The 19,288-nt window shown below is 73.5% G+C and carries 18 protein-coding genes; 10 read left to right on the top strand and 8 right to left on the bottom strand.

The window, feature by feature from the left end:
- Positions 1 to 131 precede the first annotated feature (131 nt).
- The gene (gene fahA, locus AB0399_RS07760) at positions 132 to 1,364 is read right to left on the bottom strand and encodes a fumarylacetoacetase (RefSeq protein WP_329371009.1); all 1,233 of its coding nucleotides are present in this window, start codon (positions 1,362 to 1,364) and stop codon (positions 132 to 134) included.
- Between the two features lie 285 nt (positions 1,365 to 1,649).
- On the opposite strand from fahA, the gene AB0399_RS07755 reads away from it, so the two are divergent.
- From AB0399_RS07755 to AB0399_RS07740, 4 genes are all read left to right on the top strand, one after another.
- Complete coding sequence (locus AB0399_RS07755; RefSeq protein ID WP_366410605.1) at positions 1,650 to 3,215, top strand: SDR family NAD(P)-dependent oxidoreductase; 1,566 nt, start codon at positions 1,650 to 1,652, stop codon at positions 3,213 to 3,215.
- A 39-nt stretch (positions 3,216 to 3,254) separates the two neighbouring features.
- The gene (locus AB0399_RS07750) at positions 3,255 to 3,710 is read left to right on the top strand and encodes an SRPBCC family protein (RefSeq protein ID WP_329371005.1); all 456 of its coding nucleotides are present in this window, start codon (positions 3,255 to 3,257) and stop codon (positions 3,708 to 3,710) included.
- A gap of 187 nt (positions 3,711 to 3,897) precedes the next feature.
- Positions 3,898 to 4,290 (top strand): VOC family protein, encoded by a 393-nt coding sequence (locus AB0399_RS07745; protein ID WP_366410604.1) that lies wholly within the window; start codon positions 3,898 to 3,900, stop codon positions 4,288 to 4,290.
- A 185-nt stretch (positions 4,291 to 4,475) separates the two neighbouring features.
- On the top strand, positions 4,476 to 6,110 hold the full coding sequence (locus AB0399_RS07740) for a penicillin-binding transpeptidase domain-containing protein (RefSeq protein WP_329371001.1): 1,635 nt from the start codon (positions 4,476 to 4,478) through the stop codon (positions 6,108 to 6,110).
- Between the two features lie 49 nt (positions 6,111 to 6,159).
- On the opposite strand, the gene AB0399_RS07735 is transcribed toward AB0399_RS07740, so the two are convergent.
- The gene (locus tag AB0399_RS07735) at positions 6,160 to 7,014 is read right to left on the bottom strand and encodes a UbiA family prenyltransferase (RefSeq protein WP_366410603.1); all 855 of its coding nucleotides are present in this window, start codon (positions 7,012 to 7,014) and stop codon (positions 6,160 to 6,162) included.
- 196 nt (positions 7,015 to 7,210) lie between these two features.
- Between AB0399_RS07735 and AB0399_RS07730 the strand changes: the two genes are divergently transcribed.
- From AB0399_RS07730 to AB0399_RS07720, 3 genes are read left to right on the top strand one after another with little or no spacing between them, the layout of a single operon-like run.
- Positions 7,211 to 8,284, top strand: a complete 1,074-nt coding sequence (locus AB0399_RS07730) for a 3-oxoacyl-[acyl-carrier-protein] synthase III C-terminal domain-containing protein (protein WP_366410602.1) — start codon at positions 7,211 to 7,213, stop codon at positions 8,282 to 8,284.
- Between the two features lie 7 nt (positions 8,285 to 8,291).
- A complete protein-coding gene (locus tag AB0399_RS07725; protein WP_366410601.1) occupies positions 8,292 to 8,852 on the top strand; it encodes an isoprenylcysteine carboxylmethyltransferase family protein in 561 nt (186 codons plus the stop codon).
- Entirely contained in the window at positions 8,849 to 9,865 is a 1,017-nt protein-coding gene (locus AB0399_RS07720; RefSeq protein ID WP_329370992.1) for an NAD(P)/FAD-dependent oxidoreductase, read from the top strand. The genes AB0399_RS07725 and AB0399_RS07720 overlap by 4 nt, the downstream gene beginning before the upstream one ends.
- 69 nt (positions 9,866 to 9,934) lie before the next feature.
- Here the strand turns inward: AB0399_RS07720 and AB0399_RS07715 are convergent, their stop codons facing one another.
- Both AB0399_RS07715 and AB0399_RS07710 read right to left on the bottom strand, forming a co-directional pair.
- Positions 9,935 to 10,537 (bottom strand): DUF6529 family protein, encoded by a 603-nt coding sequence (locus AB0399_RS07715; RefSeq protein ID WP_366410600.1) that lies wholly within the window; start codon positions 10,535 to 10,537, stop codon positions 9,935 to 9,937.
- 5 nt (positions 10,538 to 10,542) lie between these two features.
- Complete coding sequence (locus AB0399_RS07710; protein ID WP_329370989.1) at positions 10,543 to 11,136, bottom strand: hypothetical protein; 594 nt, start codon at positions 11,134 to 11,136, stop codon at positions 10,543 to 10,545.
- Positions 11,137 to 11,341: 205 nt separating this feature from the next.
- Between AB0399_RS07710 and msrA the strand changes: the two genes are divergently transcribed.
- Positions 11,342 to 11,854 (top strand): peptide-methionine (S)-S-oxide reductase MsrA, encoded by a 513-nt coding sequence (gene msrA / locus AB0399_RS07705; RefSeq protein WP_329370987.1) that lies wholly within the window; start codon positions 11,342 to 11,344, stop codon positions 11,852 to 11,854.
- A gap of 59 nt (positions 11,855 to 11,913) precedes the next feature.
- On the opposite strand, the gene AB0399_RS07700 is transcribed toward msrA, so the two are convergent.
- From AB0399_RS07700 to AB0399_RS07690, 3 genes are all read right to left on the bottom strand, one after another.
- The gene (locus AB0399_RS07700; RefSeq protein WP_329370985.1) at positions 11,914 to 12,801 is read right to left on the bottom strand and encodes a discoidin domain-containing protein; all 888 of its coding nucleotides are present in this window, start codon (positions 12,799 to 12,801) and stop codon (positions 11,914 to 11,916) included.
- Positions 12,802 to 12,810: 9 nt separating this feature from the next.
- Positions 12,811 to 14,409 carry an alkaline phosphatase D family protein gene (locus AB0399_RS07695; protein ID WP_366410599.1) on the bottom strand — a complete coding sequence of 533 codons (1,599 nt, stop codon included), beginning with the start codon at positions 14,407 to 14,409 and terminating at the stop codon, positions 12,811 to 12,813.
- Positions 14,410 to 14,681: 272 nt separating this feature from the next.
- On the bottom strand, positions 14,682 to 16,454 hold the full coding sequence (locus AB0399_RS07690; RefSeq protein WP_366410598.1) for a glycosyl hydrolase family 28-related protein: 1,773 nt from the start codon (positions 16,452 to 16,454) through the stop codon (positions 14,682 to 14,684).
- A 436-nt stretch (positions 16,455 to 16,890) separates the two neighbouring features.
- On the opposite strand from AB0399_RS07690, the gene AB0399_RS07685 reads away from it, so the two are divergent.
- Positions 16,891 to 17,541, top strand: a complete 651-nt coding sequence (locus tag AB0399_RS07685) for a VOC family protein (RefSeq protein WP_329370980.1) — start codon at positions 16,891 to 16,893, stop codon at positions 17,539 to 17,541.
- A gap of 146 nt (positions 17,542 to 17,687) precedes the next feature.
- On the opposite strand, the gene AB0399_RS07680 is transcribed toward AB0399_RS07685, so the two are convergent.
- On the bottom strand, positions 17,688 to 18,380 hold the full coding sequence (locus tag AB0399_RS07680; RefSeq protein WP_366410597.1) for a TetR/AcrR family transcriptional regulator: 693 nt from the start codon (positions 18,378 to 18,380) through the stop codon (positions 17,688 to 17,690).
- A 72-nt stretch (positions 18,381 to 18,452) separates the two neighbouring features.
- Here AB0399_RS07680 and AB0399_RS07675 point away from each other — a divergent pair, with 72 nt between their 5' ends.
- Entirely contained in the window at positions 18,453 to 19,274 is an 822-nt protein-coding gene (locus AB0399_RS07675) for a class I SAM-dependent methyltransferase (RefSeq protein ID WP_366410596.1), read from the top strand.
- The last annotated feature ends 14 nt before the right edge of the window (positions 19,275 to 19,288 follow it).

Raw genomic sequence — 19,288 nt, 5'->3', positions numbered from 1 at the left:
GCCCGCGCTGGTGGCGGCGCGGGCCGACTGGCTCGCCCATACGGCTCCCCGGACCCCGGGCGCATGCGGCGGCGCGCGGTACGCGTTGATCGCGCGGCCCTCCCCCGGAGCTTCGCCGGGGGCGCCGGGGGTCAGGGGTGGGGAGGGAGGACGCGGGTGCGGACTTCGGCGAGGGCGAGGCGGGTGCCGGCCGGGCCGGGGGCGGTCGCGGAGAGGACGACCTCGTCGCCGTCGTGGAGGAAGGACCGCTGGGAGCCGTCGGGGAGGCGCAGCGGCTCCTCCCCGTTCCAGGTGAGCTCGATGAGCGCGCCGCGGGTGTCGCGCTCGGGTCCGCTGACGGTGCCCGACCCGAAGAGGTCCCCGGTCCGCAGGCTCGCCCCGTTCACCGTGAGGTGCGCCACCATCTGCGGGTAGGTCCAGTACATCGTGGCGAACGGCGGCCGCGCGACGAGATGCCCGTTCAGCCGTACCTCGATCGCGATGTCGAGGGCCGACGGCCGCGCGGCGCCGTCGTCGAGGTAGGCCGGCGGGCGGGGGTCGCGCGGCGGCGGGGAGGTGCGGGCGTGCCGCAGCGCGTCGAGCGGAGTCACCCACGCGGAGACGGACGTGGCGAAGGACTTCCCGAGCATGGGGCCGAGCGGGACGTACTCCCACGCCTGGATGTCCCGCGCCGACCAGTCGTTGAGCAGGCACAGCCCGAAGACGTGGTCGTCGGCGTCCGCGAGCGCGACCCGCTCGCCCTGCGCGGAGGGCGCGCCGACCACGAAGCCCACCTCGGCCTCGATGTCCAGCCGCAGCGAGGGCCCGTAGGAGGGCACCTGCTCGCCGGGCTCGCGGCGCTGCCCGCAGGGCCGTACGACGTCGGTGCCGGAGACCACCACGGTGCCCGCCCGGCCGTGGTAGCCGATCGGCATGTACTTCCAGTTCGGCGGCAGCGCGTCGGCGCCCGGGCGGAAGATCCGGCCGACGTTGGAGGCGTGGTGCTCCGAGGCGTAGAAGTCGGCGTAGTCCGCGACCTCGAACGGCAGGTACGGGACCGTGTCCGGGAGCGGGACCAGGCAGGGCGCCACGGCGGCGCGGTGCCGCTGCTCGGTCAGCCACGCGGTGACCTCGGCCCGTACCCGCGTCCAGGCCGGCCGGCCCGCGGCCAGCAGCGGGTTCAGCGACGGCGCGGCCAGCAGCTCGGCGAGGTCGGCGGGCGCACCGGTGGCGCGGGCGGCCGCACCCGCGTCGAGTACGTGCTCCCCGTAGCGGACCCCGAGCCGCCGCCGGGGGTCGCCGGCGGTGCTGAAGACGCCGTACGGCAGGTTGTGCACCCCGAACAGCGCGTCGTGCGGGAGGTCGAACGGGTCGGCGGGGCTCAACGGACCTCCACGGGCGGCCGGCGGTGATCACACGGCGCGCTCGCGCGACGTGATCATGCAAACGCCCCGAGGATACCGCCGGGCCTCGGGCCTCGGGCCTCGGGCTCCGGGCGGGCCCGGCCCGGCTCCGGTGCCGTAGGCGGGCACGGCTCGGCGCCCGCGCGGTGCGTGCGCCGAGAACGGGTTTGGAGCTGCCCGCACCGCAAACGTAAAGTTCGCCCCAATGACCGGGCGGGGAACGCGGGGCCCGGCACCCACGGGGATCACACGGAGAGCAGCGGTTTCATGACGGCGACCACACAGGACCTGGACCAGACCCCGGACCCGGACCGGTTCCGGGCCCCGGAGCAGTTCCCGGCCCAGGGCGCGGCCCCGGATACGGCCCCGGGCACCGACCCCTACGCCGCCGAGCCCCCGCAGGCCCCCGGTATCGACCCGGCCCGCCTCGCCCAGTGCCTCGCCGTGCTCGCCGAGCTGGACGACCTCCCCGTCGACCACCCCGACGCCGTCGCCGTACGCCGGGCCACCGCCGGGATCTACCGCACGGTGAAGCAGCGCCGCCGCCAGGAGCGCCGAGCCGCCAAGACCGCCAACGACAAGGCCGTCACCGAGGCCACCGCCACCGGCGCCGCCGACCGGATCGACGACGAGACGCTCGGCATCCAGCTCAGCACCTCCGTGACCACCGAGATCGCCGGCATCCTGGAGCGGCCCCGCTCCTGCTACGTCTGCAAGACCCGCTACGTCGAGGTCGACGCGTTCTACCACCAGCTGTGCCCGCCGTGCGCGGCCGAGAACCGGGCCCGTCGCGACGCCCGCACCGACCTGACCGGGCGGCGCGCCCTGCTCACCGGCGGCCGCGCCAAGATCGGCATGTACATCGCGCTGCGGCTGCTGCGCGACGGCGCCCACACCACCATCACCACCCGGTTCCCGAACGACGCGATCCGCCGCTTCAAGGCGATGCCGGACAGCGCCGACTGGCTGCACCGGCTCAAGGTCGTCGGCATCGACCTGCGCGACCCCGCCCAGGTGGTCGCGCTCGCCGACTCGGTGGCCGCCGCGGGCCCGCTGGACATCCTCATCAACAACGCGGCCCAGACCGTACGCCGCTCCCCGCGTGCCTACAGCGAGCTGGTCGCCGCGGAGTCCGCGCCGCTGCCCGCGGGCGAGCTGCCCGCCGCCGAGGTGTTCGGCGAGTTCGGCTCGGGTGCGCGGACCGCGGCCGCGCTGCCCTCGCCGCGCGGCGAACTGCTCACCCCCGACGAGGTCACCGGCCTCGCCCTGGTCAGCGGGTCCGCCTCGCTCGCCCGGATCGAGGCGGGCACCGCGATCGACGCCGGCGGCCTCGTGCCCGACCTCGACCCCACCAACACCTGGGTGCAGACCGTCGGCGAGGTCGACCCGATCGAGCTGCTCGAAGTCCAACTGTGCAACGTCACCGCGCCGTTCGTGCTGATCAGCCGGCTGCGCCCGGCGATGGCGGCGGCCACCGCCCGGCGCAAGTACGTGGTCAACGTCTCCGCCATGGAAGGGCAGTTCAGCCGCGGCTACAAGGGCCCCGGCCACCCGCACACCAACATGGCCAAGGCCGCGCTCAACATGCTCACCCGCACCAGCGCGCAGGAGATGCTGGACACCGACGGCATCCTCATGACCGCCGTGGACACCGGGTGGATCACCGACGAGCGGCCGCACCCCGACAAGGTCCGGCTCGCCGCCGAGGGCTTCCACGCCCCGCTCGACCTGGTCGACGGCGCCGCCCGCGTCTACGACCCGGTGGTGCGCGGCGAGCAGGGCGAGGACCTGTACGGCTGCTTCCTGAAGGACTACCGCCCGTCGGCGTGGTGAGCCCGCGCCGCGGATGAGGGCGCGGCCTACGCTGGCCGGGTGGCCCTCTTTGTCATCGAGCGCACCAGCGCCCTGCCGCCGGCCGAGGCGTGGCGGCGGCTCACCACGTGGGAACGGCACTCCGCCACGGTGCCGCTGACCCGTATCGAGGTGCTGACCCCGCCGCCGTCGGGGGTCGGCACCGCGTTCGTGGCGCGCACCGCGGTCGGCCGGGCCGGTTTCGCCGACCCGATGCGGGTCGAGGTGTGGCAGCCGCCGGGGGGCGACGGGCACGGGCGGTGCCGGCTGGTGAAGACCGGGCGGGTGGTCGTCGGCTGGGCCGAGATCGAGGTGGGGCCGGCGGCCGGCGCCACCCGCACCGGCTCCCGCGTGTGCTGGCGCGAGGACCTGCGCGTACGCGGGCTGCCGGGCGCCCTTTTCGACCCGGTGACGTCCCTCGCCGGGCGGTTGGTCTTCGGCCGGGTCCTGGACACGCTGCTCGCGGGGCGCCCCTGAGCTTCCGGGGCGGCGGCGCCGACTTCCCAGGACGGCGGCGCCGACTTCCCGGGACGGCGGCGCGGAGGGCCTTCCGGAGAGCCTTCGCCGGTCGCGTCGATGAGTTCCGCCGACCGGAGCGGTCTACCCCGGTGTACGGCACCCGGCCGCACGCGCACACCCGCGCCGCACCCTGGAAGCAGGCCCCATGTCCACCAAGATCTTCGTCAACCTCCCGGTCAAGGACCTCTCCCGGTCGATGGGCTTCTTCACCGGCCTCGGCTTCACCTTCAACCCGGACTTCACCGACGACAAGGCCGCGTGCATGGTCATCAGCGACGACATCTACGCGATGCTGCTGACCGAGCCCTATTTCCGGAAGTTCACCGGCAAGGCCGTCACCGACACCGCGACCTCCAGCGAGTCGATCGTCGCGCTCCTCCTCGACACCCGGCAGGACGTCGACCGGATCGCCGAGGCGGCCCTCGCGGGCGGCGGCCGGACCGCCGAGCAGACCAACGAGAACAGCCCGATGTACACCCGGTCCTTCTTCGATCTCGACGGCCACCACTGGGAGTTCTTCCACGCCGCCGGCGCGTAGACCGAAGGGAGCGGAAAGCAGCGCCGCCGCCCGCCGGCAGGCGGTCCCGCGACCGGCGGAACGCAGCTGCCCGGGAGGGGCGGGCGCGGCGCGCTCGCGCAATACGCTTGTGCCGCGCGCAGGAACGTTCCGCGCGGGGGTGTCCACACACGAGGGGGGATCGGGCCGTGCCCGTTGCAAGAGGAGTGAAGATAGGCATCATCGGCGCCGTCTGCGCCGGGATGTTCGGCGTGGCCGGCTACGGCGCCTACAACATGTACACGGCGCTGGACGGCTCGGGGGGTGGCGGGGGCACGCACACCGTGGCGAACACGGACCCGACGTCGGCCCCGAAGCCGCCGACGGCCCAGCAGGTCGCCGACACGGCCCACACGTTCCTGACCGCGTGGGCCGCCGGCCAGACCGCGAAGGCGGCGGCAGCCACGGACGCGGCGGACGCCGCGATGACCGACCTCACCGACTTCCAGCAGCAGGGCCACGTCACGTCGGTGGCGATCAGCGGCATCGCCCCGACCACCGGTGCGTCCGGGGGAGCGTCGTTCACGGTCACCGCGCGCCTGTCGTACGACGGCATCACGTCCACCTGGACGTACGCCTCGGCGCTCACCGTGGACCGCGACTCCACCGGCGACGTGGCCGTCACGTGGAAGCCCTCCGTGCTCAACCCGGCGCTGGCGGACGGTGACTCGGTGGTCACCGGGACCGCGAAGTCGCCCGGGGTCGATGTCACCGACCGGCACGGCAAGGTGCTCACCGGCAAGAGCTACCCGTCACTGGCCCGCATCATCGAGGACCTCAAGTCCCGCCACGGCGACCAGGTCAAGGGCGGCACCGCGGGCATCGAGACCTACGTGCAGCACAGCGACGGGTCTGCCGGGAAGGTGCTGAAGGTGCTGCGCAAGGGCAAGAGCAAGAAGCTCCCGACGACGCTGGACGCGGGCGTGCAGGCCGCCGCGGAGAAGGCGGTGAAGGGGAAGAACGGCGCCGGGGTCACCGCGCTCGACATCTACGACGGCACCATCCTGGCGGTCGCCAACAGCGACCCGGGCGGCACCGACATCGCGCTCCAGGGCGCGGACGCCCCCGGCTCCACGATGAAGATCGTCACGTCCGCCGCGCTGCTCGAACGCGGCATGGGGCCCGACTCGCCCGCCCGGTGCAAGAGCACGGACAACGTGGCCAACGGCCGTATGTACAAGAACGACTCGCCGAGCCTGCAGAACGCGAACGCCGATCTGCGCTGGGACTTCGCGAACTCCTGCAACACCGGCTTCATCACGCAGGCGCCCAAGCTCGGCGCCACCGGACTGCGGGACACCGCCGCCCAGTTCGGGCTCACCCAGCCGTGGAACATCGGCACCGCCACTCCGAACGACCAGCCGAGCTTCCCCGACGGCAGCGGGCCCGACGAGCTGACCTCCGAGATGATCGGGCAGGGCAAGGTGGTGGCGAACCCGATGATCATGGCGTCGGTCGCCGCCACCGCGGCCACCGGCAGCTTCCACGAGCCGCGGATCGTGGCCGCGAGCATGATCGACGGCCGGATCTCCGCGGCCGGCGTAGGTTCCCGGGTGTCGGGCGATCTGCGGCAGTTGATGCGCGCCGCCATCACGAACGGCACCGCCACCGGCGTCATGAGCGGCTTCGGCTCCGACTCGGGCGCGAAGACCGGCTCGGCCGAGGTCGACGGCCAGGCCGCCACCAACGGCTGGTTCACCGCGTACGCGGGCGGCGTGGCGGTGGCCGCGGTCGTCCACGACGCCGGGTTCGGCAACACCTCCGCGGGGCCGATCGTGGCGCAGGTGCTGCGGGCGTCCTGACCGGCGAGGCCGTACCGGCGGCGCGAACCGGCCCGCGCCGCCCGTACGGTCAGGCCAGCGCGTCGCCGTGCAGGAGGAGCAGCGTGACGGCGGTGACCGCCATCGCCAAGGTGGTGAGGAACGGCAGCCGGCTGTGCGGGCCCGCGCCCGCGGTGCGGACCGTGGCGACCGCCAGCACGCCGGTCACGGCGAGCGCCGCCCACCCGGCGCGACCGGCCGGCCCCGGCGGGCCGAAGACGAGGACTGCGGCCGCGGCCAGCAGCGGCACCGGGGCGAGCAGGCGGCTGCGGCGCCGCCCGATCCGCTGCGGCAGGCCGCGCACGCCCGCGGCCAGGTCCGCGTCGATGTCCGGCAGCACGTTCGTGACGTGGGCGCCGACGCCGAGCAGCGCGCCCGCCGCGACCGCCCAGCCCGGCGGACCCGGGTGCCCGGGCAGGCCCAGCGTCACGAACGCGGGCAGCAGCCCGAACCCGACGGCGTACGGCAGCCACGACAGCGCGGTGCGCTTCACGCCCAGGTTGTACGCCCATGCCGCCGCGACCCCGGTCAGGTGCGCGGCGCCGGCCGCCAACCCGCAGGCCAGCGAGGCCACGACGCACACGGCGAGCGCCCCCGCGGCCGCGGCCGCCGCCATGCCGCGTGTCGGCGCCCCCGCCGCCAGCGGCTTGTCCGTGCGGCCCGCCGCCCGGTCCCGTTCGACGTCCACGACGTCGTTGCACCAGCCCACCGACGCCTGACCGCTCAGCACCGCCGCCGCGACCAGCCCGCAGCCGCCCGCACCCCGCCCCGACGCCCCGGCGAGCGCCGTCACCAGCACCGTCACCGCCACGGTCGGCTCGGGATGGGACGCCTTCACCAGCCCCCACGCCACCCCGCCCGTACCCGCACCCGCGTCGACCGCCACCCCACCACGCTAGGCGGCGGGGCTCCCGTACGCCGTGACGGCTCGCCGTCACCACGGCTCACGCCCTCCGTGGGAGTACCGCTCCCCCGGCCCCCGCACCGGCCGCCAGGTTCCGGAACGGCGGAACGGGGCAGCCCGGCGGGTTGATACGGCCACGTTTGGACGGATTTGACGCCGTCCTTCCTATGCTGAGGCAATGAGCCGAATCGTGGGCGTCCACGCGGTGCTGCCGCCGTACCGGTACCCGCAGCACGAAATCAGGGATGCCCTCGTGGAGATGGGAGCGGTGGGCCCGGAGGGCCGGGGCGTGCTGGACCGTATCCACGCGGCGTCCACGGTGAAGTACAGGTACCTGGCGATGCCGTTGGAGCGGTACCGCACGTTGGGCGGGTTCGGCGAGGCGAACGCCGCTTACGTCAGCGCGGCGACGGAGTTGGCGCAGGAGGCCGTCAGGGGCGCCCTGCACCGCGCGGACATCGCCGCCGCCGACGTGGAGTTGGTGGTGTCGACGTCGGTGACGGGCCTTGCGGTGCCGTCGATCGAGGCGCGGCTGGCCGCCCGGTGGGGGCTGCCCGCGCACGTCAAGCGCGTCCCGATCTTCGGGTTGGGCTGCGTCGCGGGAGCCTCGGGGCTCGCCCGGGTGCACGACTACCTCGAAGGGCACCCGCACGGCGTGGCGGTGCTGCTCTGCGTGGAGTTGTGCTCGCTGACGGTGCAACGCGGCGACCCGTCCGCCGCGAACGTGGTGGCGAGTTCCCTCTTCGGCGACGGCGCCGCCGCGCTGGTGGCGGTCGGCCGGGAGCACCCGGCGGCGCGGGCGCGGGGCCCCGAGCGGGGCCCGGAGACGGTGGCGACCCGCAGCCACCTCTACCCGGACACCGAACGCCTGCTCGGCTGGGACATCGCCGACAGCGGCTTCCGGATCGTCCTGGGCAGCGACCTGCCGGACACGGTGCTGCGCCATCTCGGCCCGGAGGTCAGGGAGTTCCTCACCGACCACGACCTGAAACCGGCGGACGTCACGGGCTGGATCTGCCACCCGGGCGGCCCGAAGGTGCTGGAGGCGGTCCGGGAGACCCTCGATCTGCCCGCGCGCGCCCTGGAGTTGACGTGGCGCTCGCTCGCGGAGGTCGGCAACCTCTCCTCCGCGTCCGTGCTGCACATCCTGCGCGACACCCTGGACCGGCGCCCGCCGCTGCCCGGGACCCCCGGCCTGATGCTCTCGATGGGCCCGGGCTTCAGCTCCGAACTCGTCCTTCTCCGTTGGTAGGCCGCCGATGACCTCGTTCGCCCCGTCCACCGCGTACACCGTGCTGGTGCTGCTGGTCGCCGTCGAGCGGCTGGCCGAACTGGCCACCGCGCGGCGCAACGCGGCGTGGAGCCATGCCCGCGGCGGCGTCGAGCACGGCCGCGGCCACTACCCGGTGATGGTGCTGCTGCACACCGGTCTGCTGGCCGGGTGCCTGGTGGAGACCGGGTGGGGCGGGCGGCCGTTCGTGCCCGCGCTCGGCTGGCCGATGCTCGTACTCGCGCTGGCCGCGCAGGCGTTGCGCTGGTGGTGCATCCGCACGCTCGGGCCGCGCTGGAACACCCGGGTGATCGTGGTGCCGGGGTTGCCGCTGGTGGACGGCGGACCGTACCGGTGGATGAGCCACCCCAACTACCTCGCGGTCGTCGCCGAGGGCGCGGCGCTGCCGCTGGTGCACGGCGCCTGGATCACCGCGATCTGCTTCACGCTGCTCGACGCGCCACTGCTCGCGGTCCGGCTGCGCTGCGAGAACGCGGCGCTGGCGCTCGCCCCCGACGCGGCGCCGGCCGTCGCGGTGGCCGCGCCGTGATCGACCTGCTGGTCGCCGGGGGCGGGCCGGCCGGGCTGGCCACCGCGATCCACGCGGCGCGCGCGGGGCTCGACGTGGTGGTGGCCGAGCCCCGGCCGGGTCCGGTGGACAAGGCGTGCGGCGAGGGGCTGATGCCCGCGGCCGTACACGCGCTGGCCGACCTCGGGGTGGCCGTCGGCGGGCGCCCGCTGCGCGGCATCCGCTACGTCGACGCCCGGTACGAGGCCGAGGCGCACTTCCGGGCCGGGCCCGGGCGGGGGGTGCGGCGCACCGAGCTGCACGCGGCGCTCGCCCACCGGGTCGCCCAACTCGGCGTGCCCGTGCTGCCGTTGCGGATCGACGCGGTACGGCAGGGCCCGGACGGGGTGACCGCGGCCGGACTCGCCGCGCGCTACCTCGCCGCCGCGGACGGGCTGCACTCCCCCATCCGGCGCGCCCTGGGCCTGTCCGGACCGCCCGATCCCGCGCCTGCCCGCTACGGCCTGCGCCGGCACTTCGCGGTGCCGCCGTGGACCGACTGCGTCGAGGTGCACTGGTCCGCCCGCGCGGAGGCGTACGTCACGCCCGTCGGGCCCGACCTGGTCGGCGTCGCCCTCCTCACCTGCGACCGCGCGCCCTTCGACCACCACCTCGCCGCCTTCCCCGCGCTCGCGGCCCGCCTGCCGCCCACCGCGGCGACCCCGGTGCGCGGCGCCGGGCCCCTGCGGCAGCCGGTCCGGGCCCGCGCCGCGGGCCGGGTCCTGCTCGTCGGCGACGCCGCCGGCTACGTCGACGCCCTCACCGGCGAGGGCGTCTCCCTCGCGGTGCGCGGCGCCGCGGAACTCGTCCGCTGCGTGCGGTCCGACCGGCCGGAGGCGTACGAACGCGCGTGGCGCGCGATGTCGCGGCGGCACCGCGCCCTCACCACCCTGCTGCTGCGGGCCCGCGGCAACCCGGGGACGGCCCGGCGCATCGTGCCCGCCGCGGCGCGCTTCCCGGCGCTGTTCGCGGCCGTGGTGAACCGGCTCGCGTGAGGCGCCCGGTGCTGCGCCGCCCGCCGACGGCGCGCCCGGGCGGACCGGTCCGGCTCGGTTCGAACCGCTTCAGCCCACCCCGTAGCTCGACGAGGAGAAGCCGGGGACCGAGTAGCCGTTGAGCACCCACAAGGGCGCGGTGTACCACAGGAGCGCGACCCCGACGAGCAGCAGGGAGCCCATGACCGGGAGCAGGAACCCGGGCAGCCGCTTGCTGCGGACCACGATCACCTTCGCCACGAACGCCCCGTAGAAGGCGCACCCCGTGAACGAGTGGATCGCCACGCGGGGGGAGCTGGTCTCGATGCCGTAGGTGACGAGGCAGTGGAACGCGATCGGCAGGGAGAACAGGAAGAGGAAGTAGCCGAGCACGCGGTGTCCGGTGCGTACCGGATGCGGCGCGGCCCGCACCCCGGGGATGCGGCCGAACATCCACAGCGCGAGCCCGTACTGGATGAGGACGAGGCAGAGCAGCGCGCTGCCGAGCCGGGCCTTGAGGTCGACCGCGTCGGTGCCGTGCTGCCCGTAGATCCCGCTGTTGTAGTCGGGGGTGTGTTCCTTGCCGAACGCGTAGATCCCGAAGCCGACCGCGATGGGGACCAGGACACCGAGAGCCAGGAGTGCGGCGCGGGCGCCGGGGCCGCGCCGCTCCTCGTGGGGCTCGCCCGCCATCCGGCTCAGCTCGTGACCTGCTTGCCCTTGGCGTTCACGACGTACCACAGGGCGCCGAACTGGTTGAGGCCCTGCCCGTTGGTCTGGCCGGCCTTGGTGTCGCCGACGTAGTAGTACAGCGGGTGGCCGTTGTAGCTGACCTGCGTGGCGCCGCCGGAGCGCTTGGCCGTGCCGAGCAGCGACTTGTCCGCGCCCTTGCCGGGTTTGGCGGCGCCCTTGGTGGTGAGCAGGGGCGGCCAGGCCGCGGCGCAGGCACCGGTGCAGGTGGAGACGTTCTTCTGCTTGTCGGCGTCGAACAGGTAGAGCGTGCGGCCCTTGGCGTCGACCAGGATGGCACCGAGCTTGCCCTCGGTCTTGGTGGCGACGGTGGCCTGCCCCTTCGCGATCGCCGCGCTGGCCGTGGCGGAGGCGCTGGCCGCCTTGGAGGACACCTTGGCGGACGCGCTGGCCGCCTTGGACGACGCGCTGCCCCCGGAGGAACCGCCGCTGGACGCCGAACCGGCGGCTGAGGTGGCACTGCTGCCGGACGAGCAGCCGGTCAGCACGGCGGCAAACAGGGCTGCGGCGGCACAGGTGGCCGCCCTGGCGGTGCGCTTCATCAGGGGCTCCGAGAGGTGAGCTGGGCGATTTGCTCACAGCGTCGCGCCCGGCCGCCGCGCGCCCTGCTCCCGGCGCACGCACGCGCCGCCGAGACCACCCTTCCGGCGGATTCCCGCAGCCGGCGTGCCCTGGATGGAATCGCGCCGGCCCGGCAAGCGTTGACGTCGGTGGACAGTTGTGATGACCACGAGTGGGAGGACCGAGATGGCCGCGCAGACGCAGAGGGCCGTACTGGCCGGCGGGTGCTTCTGGGGGATGCAGGACCTGATCCGCCGGCAGCCGGGCGTGACCGCGACCCGGGTCGGCTACACCGGTGGCGACGTGCCGAACGCCACCTACCGCAACCACGGCACGCACGCGGAGGCGATCGAGGTCCTCTTCGACCCCGAGCGGACCGACTACCGCGCGCTGCTGGAGTTCTTCTTCCAGGTCCACGACCCCAGCACGAAGAACCGCCAGGGCAACGACATCGGCCTCAGCTACCGCTCGGCGATCTACTACGTGGACGACGAGCAGAAGCGGATCGCCGAGGACACCATCGCGGACGTGGACGCCTCCGGTCTGTGGCCGGGCAAGGTGGTCACGGAGGTCGAGCCGGCCGGCCCGTTCTGGGAGGCCGAGCCCGAGCACCAGGACTACCTGGAGCGGTACCCCGACGGGTACACCTGCCACTTCCCGCGGCCGAACTGGAAGCTGCCGGCCCGGGCCAGGGGCTGACCGCGGACACCGCGAGAGGGCGGGGCCGCCAGGCCCCGCCCTCTCCCCGGCGTGCGTGCTCAGGACGCGTACGCCTCCAGTTCCACGATCCGTGAGTACGTGACGCCCTCGTTACTGGCCAGGGTCACGATGCGCAGGGCGGTCGCGGTCTGCGCGGCGAAGGTCGAGCTGACCTCGCCCGCGGTGTTGCCGCGTACCTGGGCGGCGGTCTGCCAGGCGCCGTCGACCTGGAGTTCCACGTCCCAGGCGGACAGTCCGTAGCCCGCGGCGGGGTACTTCACCGAGTCCAGGGTGTACAGGTCCACCCGGCCGACGGAGACGGGCGCGTCGAAGGTGACCTGGAGCCAGTCGGGGAAGCTGCCCTTGGTGGAGTCGTTCCACCCGGTGGTGGTGCCCCAGTCGGCGGAGTCGCGGTCGCCGTCCACCGCGCCGCAGGCCGGGTAGTGCGGCAGGTTCTCCGAGGACGCGGAGACCGGCATGTAGCGCACCAGGTTGCCGGTGTCGTTCACCGGCGCGGGCTCGACCTGGACCGGCAGCGACAGCTGCTGGTCGCCGGCGTGCACGGTGATCGTGTACGCGCCCGGCGGGGTCGTCCGCGGCGCGCTGACGTCGATCTCGACCTTCAGGGTGTAGCCGGACGGCAGGTAGCTGGAGACCAGCGACCGGGAGACCGTCAGCGGCGCGGGCGCGTCGATGAACGCGTCGGCGTACACCGCGGAGCTGCCCGCGTTGCCGAACCGGAGCTGGAAGCCCTGGACCGCGCAGGGCACCGGGTCGACCAGCACGTGGTCGACGTCGGAGCCGAGGGTGAGCTGCTGGGCGGCCCCGGCCTTGGCGGGCGCGGCGGCCAGCGCGGGCGCCACCGCACCGAGCGTCACGAGCATGACAACAGCGGCGACGACGGCGAGCGCGCGGCGGCGCGCCGACCCGAGGAACGTCTTCGGCATGGTCTCCCCCTACGCCGGGTTCAGGCCGGGGTGCCCGGCCTCGACGGTGAACTTCCTGATGGTGCTGATCGGCGCGCCGACCCGGTCGATGTACGGCACCGCCCGGTAGGACGCGTGCAGTTCGTGCGGGGTCAGCTCGACCACGATGTAGCCGCGCCGCTCGTTGACGAGCTTCAGGTGCGGGTTGTGGTCGAGGAAGTTCTGGCCGTTGGCGGAGACGTCCACGCCGTTGCCGCCGCTGCTGATGGAGGTGCCGACGAGTTCCACGCCGATGGTGGGCGAGTCGGGGTCGTCGAAGTCCCGCTTCATGTCCATGGCGTAGGCGGCGTGCACGTCGCCGGTGACCACCACGGGGTTGCGGGCGCGCAGCCCGGCCAGGCCGTCGAGGATGCGGGTCTGCTCGGCGGTGTAGCCGTCCCACGCGTCCATGTTGAAGGTGGGGGTGCCGGCGGCGTCCAGGTCCATCCGGCTCATCACCACCTGGTTGGCGAGCAGGTTCCAGGTGGCGCGCGAGGCGCGCATCCCGTCGAGCAGCCAGCGCTGCTGCTGGGCGCCGGCGAAGGTGCGGGCGGGGTCGTCACGGCCCGGGTTGTCCGGCTTCCACAGGTCGCCGTCGGCCTGGTCGGAGCGGTACTGCCGGGTGTCGAGCACGTTGATCTCGGCGAGCCGGCCGAAGGTGAAGCGGCGGTAGAGCAGGTAGTCCGGGCCCTGCGGCGCGGGGGTGCGCAGCGGCATGTGCTCCCAGTAGGCGCGGTAGGCACTGGCCCGGCGGACGGTGAAGTCGTCGATCGGGTCGAGGCTCTTGGAGTACAGGCCCGCGTAGTTGTCCTGCACCTCGTGGTCGTCCCAGGTGCCGATCCACGGCGTGTTCTGGTGGGCAGCCCGCAGGTCGGGGTCGGACTTGTAGAGCGCGTACTGGAGCCGGTAGCGGTCGAGGGTGTCGGCCTCGGTGCGGAACTGGTCGGGCACCGGGTCGGTGGTGTTGCGCAGACCGCCGGCGGCGGAGATGCCGTACTCGTAGATGTAGTCGCCGACGAAGAGCACCGCGTCGACGTCCTCGGCGGCGAGGTGGGCGTGCGCGGTGTAGTAGCCGTCCGGCCAGGACTGGCAGGAGGCGACGGCGAATCTGAGTCGGCCGGGGTGGTCCCAGGGCGCGGGGGCGGTTCTGGTCCGGCCGACCGGGCTGAGGTGGCCGTCGACCTTGAACCGGTACCAGTAGTGCCGGCCGGGCTGGAGCCCTCGCACGTCCACGTGCACGCTGTAGCTGTACTCCGGCTGCGCGGTCGCGGTGCCGGAGCGCAGCACGTGCCGGAACCGCTCGTCGGCGGCGAGCTGCCACTGCACGTCGACCGCGTGGTACGGCATGCCGCCCAGCGGTTCGTACGGCTGCGGGGCGAGCCGGGTCCAGATCACCACCGCGTCCGGCAGCGGGTCGCCGGAGGCGACGCCGAGGGTGAACGGGTCGCCGGGCAGCGGGGTGGCGGCGCTCGCCGCTTCCGCGTGCGCGACGTTGACCCCGAAGGCGAGTGCGGTGGCCGCACCCGTCACGGTGAGGAACCGCCGCCGGGTCTGCCGTGCCGCCTGCCGTGGGAATTCGTCGGATGTCACGTGTCGGGCTCCTTCCAACGTCCGGCGGCCGGCCGGAATTCCGGCGGCCGCCTGTTCATTAGCAAGGTGCCATATGGACGCCGAACGACCTCTCATCGAGCGGAAGATGACCGGAAACCGTCCGAACGCCCTTCCGCGGCGCATTGTTTACGCGTCCTCACATGCGGAATTCATTCGGCCGTTTGGCGGAACGAAGGGTGCCGCCGGGTGCGGATCGCACCCGGCGGCACCGGGGAAGGCGGATCAGGGCGCCAACGCCCCGGGTTCCCGGCTCAGGACGGGAAGACCGGGGCCGGCCAGCCGCCGCAGTACGGGGTGCCGTCGATCCCGGAGTTGCCGCCGCCGTCAGTGACCGCGAAGTTGTTCCCCTCGCAGTTGTAGACCGGCGAGGAGGCGCCGATCCCGGTCGCGGTGACACCGGTGAACGTCGCGGCGCCGCCGGTCTGCTCCTGGAGCGCGAACGTCCCGGCCCCGCTGATCGTCACGTTGTTCAGGCTCACCCCGCTGATGGTGCCCTCGACCCACTGCACGGCCTCGTACGGGCTCTGCTTGATCAGCAGGTCGGAGACGTTGATCGGCCCGGTGATGGCGCCCTGGCTGCCGTCGAACCACAGCGCGCCCACGCCGAACTGCCAGTTCGGGTCGAGGCTGCCGTCCCGCACCAGCGTGTTGTCGCTGATCGTGGTGGTGCCGACCGGCGTGGAGGTGAAGCGCTGCCCGACGTGGATGCCGCCGCCCTGCGTCAGCCCGGTGTCCTGCACCAGGTTGCCGCTGACGGTGTTGTCGTGGCCGCCGTAGATCGCGATGCCGTTGGCGAGCATCTGCAACTGGACGGTGTTGTCGGAGATGGTGTCGTTGGCGTCGGCACCGAGCGAGGAGTCCGCCCAGGTGGCGATGCCGTCGTCACCGGTGTTGCGGATGTCGCTGTTGGTGACCGTCGAATTGGTCACCCCGCCGTGGAAGTTGATGCCGTCGGCGGTGGTGTCGCGGATGCGCATCCCGCTGAAGCTCAACTTGTCCATCGGGCCGTCCATCCACGCCCCGACCTTCATGTGGTCGATCCACACGTCCGACACCGACGAGTCGCTCATCGCGCCGCCGATCCCGTTCACCTGCGCGTTGTCGTCGCGCTCCTGGACGTCGCCGAAGATCGCGAAGTCCTTGAGGTGCACGTTGCTGCTGGGCGACGGCGCGGAGTTGCCGTAGAAGCCGGGAGCCGCGCCGGTGACGGTGGAGTACCACATGCCGGCGCCCGCGACGGTGACGTTGTTGACGCTGATGTGGCCCGGGACCTTGAAGGTGCCCGGCGGAATCCACACGGTGCCGCCCGACCCGGCCGCGCTGACGGCGGCGTTGAACGCGTCCGTGGAGTCGGCCGCGCCGGTCGGGTCGGCGCCCTTGTCGACCACCGACACAGACCCCGAGGGCTGGGACTGTGCCGCGGCGACCTGTTCGAAGTCGGCGAGGTCGAGGGTGTAGGAGGACGCGCTGTCGCCCGCGTCGACCTGGAACTTGAAGGTGGTGCCGGCCGGATACGTCGTGTCGAAGAGCCGGTGCGCCTCGTCGTAGAAGTGATGCGGGTTGCTGCCCGGCGAGTTGGTGAACGGGTAGCTGCCGTAGTACCAGGAGTACGCGTTCGTCAGCGTGAAGTCCGGCTGCTTGGTGCCGTCGACGTACAGCGACAGCGGCGCCGTGTACACCGAACCGTCCGCGGAGTCCGGGATGCTGTACCGGAAGTCGATCGAGTTCGTGGCGACCGGCGTGGTGAACGTGACGTACTTGCCCGAGCCCTGCAGCGTCACCGCCTTGCGGTTCGACGCCTCGTCGGCCAGCTGGCCCTGGGCGTAACTCGGGCCGATCACCGAGCCGTTGGTGGCGGAGTCCTCCGCCTGCACCTCGCTGTAGGGAAGGCTCGCGCCGCTGCCGCCGGTCGCGGCGGCGAACGCCGGAGGGGCGCTCAGCGCGAGCGCGCCCGCCGAGGCGAGCAGCGCGGCGCAGCCGCCGAGGGCGGCCGCCCGCCGGAGACTTCGAAGGGGTTGGGACATGTCTTGCTCCTTTCCGCACACCGCCCCGTCGGCTCCACCGGCGGCACCGCGCCCGCCTCACGACGGCGGACAGGGTGGGACTCAAGGAGCCAGAGGGAGTCGAGGGAGCAGAGTGGCGTGGGTCACGACGCAGAGGACCGTAACCCCTGGGATACAGAGCCGCAATATCCGAATCCATTTTCGTTGATTCCTTGCAGTGGCTTGCAAGAGTGCGCGCACGACGTCGGGGTGAGGGTGTGGTGAGGCCCGCGTGCGGGTCCGTGAGGGGAGTGTGCGGGGTTTGCGCGCGAGCCCGGGCGGGGATGCGGTGGCGGGGTTCCGGCGCGTCGCGAACCGGCAGGTCGGACGGCCGCTCGGGTGGAATCGGGCGACCCGGTCGCGGGCCGGCCGTCACGGGGACGGCGAAGTGCGCGACCGCGGTGCTACGTTGCCGCGCATGGTCGAAAGCATCACAGCGAGGCAGTTCCACGAGGCGGCCGGCGTCGATGACTGGCGGGTGCTCTTCGCGGGGGCGAGCGCGCACTTCCGCACCGGGTCGTTCGCGACCGGCGTCAAGCTGGTGGACGCGATCGGCGCCCTGGCCGACGCGGCCAACCACCATCCCGACGTGGACCTGCGCTACCCGGGGGTGACGGTGCGTCTGACGACGCACGAGGTCGACGGGTTGAGCGAGCGCGACGTCGAACTGGCCCGGCAGATCTCGGCGGCCGCGCGGGAACTGGACGTGCCGGCCGACCCGACCGCGCTGAAGTCCGTCCAGGTCGGGATCGACGCCCTCGTCGGCTCCCGGGTGATGCCCTTCTGGCGCGCCCTGCTCGGCTACCGGACGGCGAGCGAGGTGGACCTGGTGGACCCGGGCGGCAGCGAACCGCCGTTCTGGTTCCAGACGATGGACGCGCCGCGCACGGAGCGCAACCGCCTGCACATCGACGTCTCCGTCCCCCACGACCAGGCCGAGGAGCGGATCGCGGCGGCGATCACCGCCGGCGGCCGGCTGATCTCCGACGCGCACGCGCCCGCCTGGTGGACGCTGGCCGACCCGGAGGGCAACGAGGCGGACGTCGCGACCTGGATGGGCCGCGACTGAGTCCTGCCGTCAACTCTGCCCCCGGGCCCTGCCGTCCGGCACGCGCCCGGCACCTGCGGGACACCTGCCGGGCGAAGGGTCCGGCCGACACGTTCGGCCGGACCCTCGTCAGGTCCGTCAAGTCCGGCCGCCGGGCGGGTCGCACGTCAGGTCCGGCGGGGCCGCCGTCGCAGGACGTCGGCGAGCACCGTGGTCACCAGCTTGTCGACGGCGGCCGTGGTCGGCGGGTCGGGGTCGCGGTCGGGCTCGCGGTCGGAGCCAGGGCCGGAGCCGGAGTTACGGTCGAGGTCGAGGTCGGAATCGCGGTCGCGCTCGCGGTCGCGGTCCGCGAACAGGAGATGCCCGCCTCCGACCAGGGAGAGGGTGAGCGAGTCGATGTCGGCGTCGGCCGCGATGCGGCCCACGGCGCGCTCGTCGGCCAGGTAGGCGGAGACCGCGGTCGCGACCTGGGCGAGGATCGCGATGCCGCCACCGGGCCTGGCCTGCCGCAGCCGCGCGCGCAGCTCGTCCCGGAAGGTGATGAGCGGGATGATCGCCACCGGAACCGGCCCGAACAGGGCGGTCAGCGCGCCGGTGAGGTTGCCGGCCACGGTGCCGGTGCCGACGGCCTCGCGCAGCGCACGCGCCTGCGTGTCGAGCTGTGCGGCCCGGTCGAGCACCAGCTCGGTGAGGAAAGCGTCGAAGTCGGCGAAGTGCCGGTGCAGGACGCCCTTGGCGCAGGCCGCCTCGTCGGTGACGGCCCGGCTGGTCAGCCCGTTCGGGCCGTCCCGCAGCAGCACGCGTTCCGCGGCGTCGAACAACTGCTGCCGCGCGTCGCGCAGGTGTACCCCGGTCGGCACGTACCGATCCTCTCGTCCGCCGGTCACCCGGCATCCGTTGGCAGATGGGCGCTTGCCCACTAAAGTGAACGCATGCCCACTCTACCGCGAGAGCAACCGGAACCGGCCCCGCTGTACCAGGCTCGGCAGATGGCCGAGTCCTTCGGCACGGACCCGCGACGGTACGACCAGGCCCGGCCGCCCTACCCCGACGACCTGGTGGCGCGGATCGCCGCCGGGAGCCCGGGGCCCGACGTGCTCGACATCGGCTGCGGCACGGGCATCGCGGCCCGCCAGTTCCAGGCGGCCGGCTGCACCGTGCTCGGGGTCGAGCCGGACGCGCGGATGGCCGGCTTCGCCCAGACCCGCGGCCTGCCGGTCGAGGTGGCGGCCTTCGAAGCCTGGGAGCCGGCCGGCCGGGCGTTCGACGCGTTGATCGCCGCCCAGTCGTGGCACTGGGTGGACCCGGCCGCCGGCGCCGCGAAGGCGGCCCAAGTCCTGCGTCCGCAAGGGCTCCTGGCGATCTTCGGGCACGTCTTCGAGCCGCCCGCCGAGGTGGCCGAGCCGTTCGCCGCCGCCTACCGCAGGGTGGCGCCGGACTCCCCGTTCAGCACCCAACCGGCGCGACGCCCGCTGGAGGTGTACCAGGCGGGGTACGCCAAGATCGCCGACACCATCCGCGGGACCGGGCGGTTCGACGACCCGGAACACTGGCGGTTCGACTGGGAGCGGCCCTACACGCGCGACCAGTGGCTGGACCTGCTCCCCACCACCGGCGGCCTCACCCGGCTCCGCCCCGACCAACTGGCCGAGATCCTGGGCGCGGTCGGCCACGCCATCGACGCCCTGGGTGGCGGTTTCACGATGCGCTACACCACTCTGGCGACCACGGCCGTCCGCGCCGGCACCCCGTGACCCGCCGCTGAACG

The organism is Streptomyces sp. NPDC088194, assembly GCF_040702025.1.
Lineage (GTDB): Bacteria > Actinomycetota > Actinomycetes > Streptomycetales > Streptomycetaceae > Actinacidiphila.
This window is presented reverse-complemented; position numbering and strand designations above follow the sequence as displayed.